This window comes from Fundidesulfovibrio sp., assembly GCF_058402725.1.
The window spans coordinates 1-4,237 of record NZ_JBZVFJ010000216.1 but is presented as its reverse complement, the minus strand read 5'-3'; the positions used below and the strand labels follow the sequence as shown (position 1 = coordinate 4,237).

Sequence of the window (4,237 nt, the reverse complement as noted above, 5' to 3'; positions counted from 1 at the left end):
CCACGTGGAGCAGGCGCGCGGGCATGCCGCGCATGGCGCGCAGCACCGACTCGAAACCCTCGTCGGGCGCGATGCGGTGGATGCGCGTGTTCATGATGTTGCGGATGTTCATGGTCCTCCTCGGTTGTTTGCGTGCGCGTCCATGAGGTTTCGGCCCGGGGCCGCCGGAGCCGGGTCCGCCCGGTTCCGGCCGTGTCTGCCCGGACAGGGCCGACGGGACGCGGTCTCGCGCGCGCCGCGCGCCCGGGGCCGGCCGGACTCTTGTCCGGCCGGCTGTGGGCTCATTGTCTATTTCTTGGGGATGGCCCAGTCGGGCATGACGGAGAGGTCGATGCCCCAGACCATGGGCATGAGGTAGTAGACCACCAGGGTGATCTGCACGATGCCCAGGAGGTTGAGCCAGAAGCCCGTTCGGGCCATCTGTCGGATGGTGACGGCCCCCGAGCCGAAGACCACGGCGTTTGGCGGCGTGGCCACGGGGAGCATGAAGGCGTAGGAGCAGGCGATGCACGCTGCCACGATGGGGCCGAAGGGGTGGATGTGCATGCCCACGGCGATGGCCCCCATGACGGGGATCATCAGGGTGGCCACGGCCGTGTTGGAGGTCACCTCTGTGAGGAAGATGTTCAGGGCGACGATGGCCGCGATGATCAGGATGATGTGCAGGCCTTCAAGACCAGTGAGCTGGCCCGCGATGTACTTGGTCAGGCCTGTGGCCTGGAAACCGTCGGCCAGGCAGAGGCCGCCGCCGAAGAGCAGGATGACGTCCCAGGGAATTTTCACGGCGGTCTTCCAGTCCAGGAGGAAGACGCCCTTCTTGAGGTCGGAGGGGATGACGAAGAGCAGAAGCGCCCCGGCGATGGCGATGGAGGCGTCGGTGACGCCCTTGAACAGGGGCCACTTCACCAGGCCCAGGAGGATCCACAGGGAGGCCACCACGGCGAACACCGCCACGATCCACTTCTCTTCCTTCTTCATGGGGCCGAGCTTTGCCAGCTCCGCGTCGATGAGCTGCTGGCCCTTGCCCTGGAGGATGTCGCCCTGCACCTTGAAGAGCACCTTGGTGATGAGAAGCCAGGTGCACACCAGGAAGGTGGCGGCCAGGGGCACGCCCACCTTCATCCAGTCGAGGAAGGTGATGGTCTGGCCGTACATCTTGTCGATCTGGGCCACCATGATGGTGTTGGGGGGCGTGCCGATGATGGTGCCCAGGCCGCCGATGGACGCGGCGTAGGCCAGCGAGAGCATGAGCCCGATGGCGAAGGGGTTCTTGTGCAGGTCCTTCTCGCCGGTGATCTCGGCGCAGGCCTTGATGATGGCCATGCCGATGGGCATCATCATCACGGTGGTGGCCGTGTTGGAGACCCACATGGAGATGAAGGCCGCCGCCACCATGAAGCCCAGGATGATGCGCGAGGGACTGGTGCCTACCATCTGGATGGTCTTCATGGCGATGCGGTAGTGCAGGTTCCAGCGCTCCATGCACACGGCGATGAAGAAGCCGCCCATGAAGAGATAGATCACATGGTTGGCGTAGGGCGCTGTCGCCTTGGCGCTGGGCATGATCTGAAGGAACGGAAACAGCACGATGGGCAGCATGGCCGTGGCCGGGATTGGGATGGCCTCGGTGATCCACCACGTGGCCATCAGCGCCGTGACGGCGGCGCAGTTCATGGCGGCCTGGGTCATGCCCTGGGGCAGGGGAAGCATCAGGATCAGCAGGAACAAGACGGGGCCGAGAATCAAGCCGACCTGTTTCATTCTGTCGAACATCATCATCCTCCTTGGTGCGTTGGGCAGAATGGCGAAGGCACGCGCGCGAAGCGGATCGGCGCGCGAAAGTGGGGGGACCCCCGGTGCTCACCTCCTTGGTTGGATGTCGGACACCATGGGACCGCCCCAGGTGATGGAACGGTCCGCTTCGGGAAGTACCCCGGCACGGCACACGGGAGGAATGCGTCCGCTCGGGAAGGTGAGAGCCGGTGAAACGCCGGACCGGCAGCGCTGGGCCAACCCCTTCTGCCCCCCCGCCGCAAGCCCGGACACCGAGGACAGATGATGCCTTGACAATTTGATGCAGGCGCTTTCTACTAACGAAGCGTCGCATTAGAGACAACGCAGCTAGAACATAACAGGAACAGTCTAATGAACAGGGACATCGTCACCTTGCTGTATGACATGGCCAGACAGGCGCCGAAGTCGATCAAGAGCATTTCGGAGGAAATCGGCAAGCCGTACTCAACATTGATGCGAGAGTTGGACCCGGCCGACAAGGGCGCGAAACTCGGCGTGGAACTGTTGCTCCCCTTGATGCAAAGCTGCGGCTCCATCGCCCCCCTGCGTTTCCTGGCCGACCGGATGGGGTACCGCGTCGTGGCCAACCGCGACATCATCCCGGACAAGATGACGCTCCACGAAGAACTCCTGGACACCTACCAGGCCCTGGTGGATTACCATCGGGCCATGCTGGAGCGGCAGCCCCTGGAAGTGGTGTCGGATTACCGCGAACACCTCATCCGCCAGCTCAAGGAGGATTTCGTGGCCTTCATGTCCAGCAGACGCCAGGAGATGGGCGAGGGCGCCCAGGAGGAGTCGGCCCTGAAGACGGCCTGAAGGCCCAGCGCTCCAAGGGGCAGGGCGGCAAAGCCGTCCTGCGGACGACCGACGCATGTCCCGCCTTCGGGGATTGTCACCACGCGAAAGCCCCCGGCCGCAAGGCCGGGGGCTTTGAAGACTCACTCCCGATCGGGGGGGCCGGTCGCTGCCGGGCCAGACCCCCAACTACCACTTCAGGACATAGTAGCGGACGTACAGATACACGGCGGAGATGGCCACGGTCAGAAACATCACCGGCATGCCGTACTTCATGAAGCGCACGAAGGTGATCTTGTTTCCGGCCTTCTCGCTCATGCCCACCACGATCACGTTGGCCGAGGCCCCGATGGCCGTGCCGTTGCCGCCCAGGCACGCGCCCAGGGCCAGGGCCCACCACACGGGCAGCATGGTGGGGTGCTGGTAGAGCTCGAAGCCCTTCAGGCCCGTGGAGGGGCCGAGCACCTTCTCCGCCATGTCGATGAGCAGCGGGTTCATGGTGGCCACGTAGGGGATGTTGTCCACGATGGCCGAGGCGATGGCCGAGAACCAGACCATCACCATGGACAGGGTGAACATGTCCGTGGGCGTGGGGCCGGTGAGGTCGATCATCTGGCGCGAGAGCATCTCGATGAAGCCCACCTTCACCGTGCCGCCGATGATGATGAACAGCCCGATGAAGAAGAAGATGGTGGACCACTCCACCTCGGCCAGCACGTGGTGCGGGTCCTCGTCGCTGACGAGCAGCAGGAGCGCCGCGCCGCCCAGGGCCACGGTGGCGGGCTCGTAGTGGAACACCCCGTGGAGCACGAAGCCCAGGATGGTGAGCCCCATGATGCTCCCGGATTTCTTCAGCAGGGCCATGTCCGTGATGAGCTTGGATTCGTCCATGGCCATGATGCGGGCCTTGAGGGCCTCGCTCACGTGCAGACGCTTGGCGAAGACCACCCGCCAGACCAGCATCCACACGATCATGGTGATCACGATCACGGGCGAGAGGTGCACGATGAAGTCCATGAAGGCGAAGCCGGCCTTGGAGGCGATCATGATGTTGGGCGGGTCGCCGATGAGGGTGGCGGTGCCGCCGATGTTGGAGGCCAGGGCCTCGGTGATGAGGTAGGGCACGGGGTCCACCTCCAGCTCCTTGGCGATGAGGAGCGTCACCGGGGCCAGGAGGAGCACGGTGGTCACGTTGTCCAGCAGGGCCGAGGCCACGGCCGTGACGATGGAGAAGATCACCATCACGCGGAAGGGGTCGCCCTTGGCCACCTTGGCCGATTTGATGGCCACGTACTGGAACACCCCGGACTTGGTCATGATGTTCACCATGATCATCATGGAGACGAGCAGGAAGATGACGTTCCAGTCCACGCCCAGGTCGATGTTGTGCAGGGCGTCGTGCTGCGTGAGCACCTTGGTGAGCAGCGTCAAGGCCGCCCCGAACAGGGCCACTTTCGTCTTGTGGATCTTTTCAGACACGATCACCGCATAGGCGGTGAAGAAGATGCCGACCGCTACCCAGAACATGGGGGACTCCGTGATCAGGCGCTCTGGCGCGTCGCGCCGAGGATGTCGATGAACCGGGTGAGGACGGCCTTGCGCGTCACCTCGCCCACGCTGCGGCCCTGGGCGTCCAGCACGGGGA

The 4,237-nt window shown here is 64.2% G+C and carries 3 protein-coding genes; 1 reads left to right on the top strand and 2 read right to left on the bottom strand.

Features of this window, described 5'->3' with window-relative positions:
* Positions 1 to 288: 288 nt before the first annotated feature.
* Entirely contained in the window at positions 289 to 1,773 is a 1,485-nt protein-coding gene (locus ACV4UX_RS17610) for an SLC13 family permease (RefSeq protein WP_491594584.1), read from the bottom strand.
* A gap of 372 nt (positions 1,774 to 2,145) precedes the next feature.
* Between ACV4UX_RS17610 and ACV4UX_RS17605 the strand changes: the two genes are divergently transcribed.
* Complete coding sequence (locus tag ACV4UX_RS17605; protein ID WP_491594583.1) at positions 2,146 to 2,613, top strand: phage regulatory CII family protein; 468 nt, start codon at positions 2,146 to 2,148, stop codon at positions 2,611 to 2,613.
* A 168-nt stretch (positions 2,614 to 2,781) separates the two neighbouring features.
* On the opposite strand, the gene ACV4UX_RS17600 is transcribed toward ACV4UX_RS17605, so the two are convergent.
* A complete protein-coding gene (locus ACV4UX_RS17600; RefSeq protein ID WP_491594582.1) occupies positions 2,782 to 4,119 on the bottom strand; it encodes an ArsB/NhaD family transporter in 1,338 nt (445 codons plus the stop codon).
* Between the last annotated feature and the right edge of the window lie 118 nt (positions 4,120 to 4,237).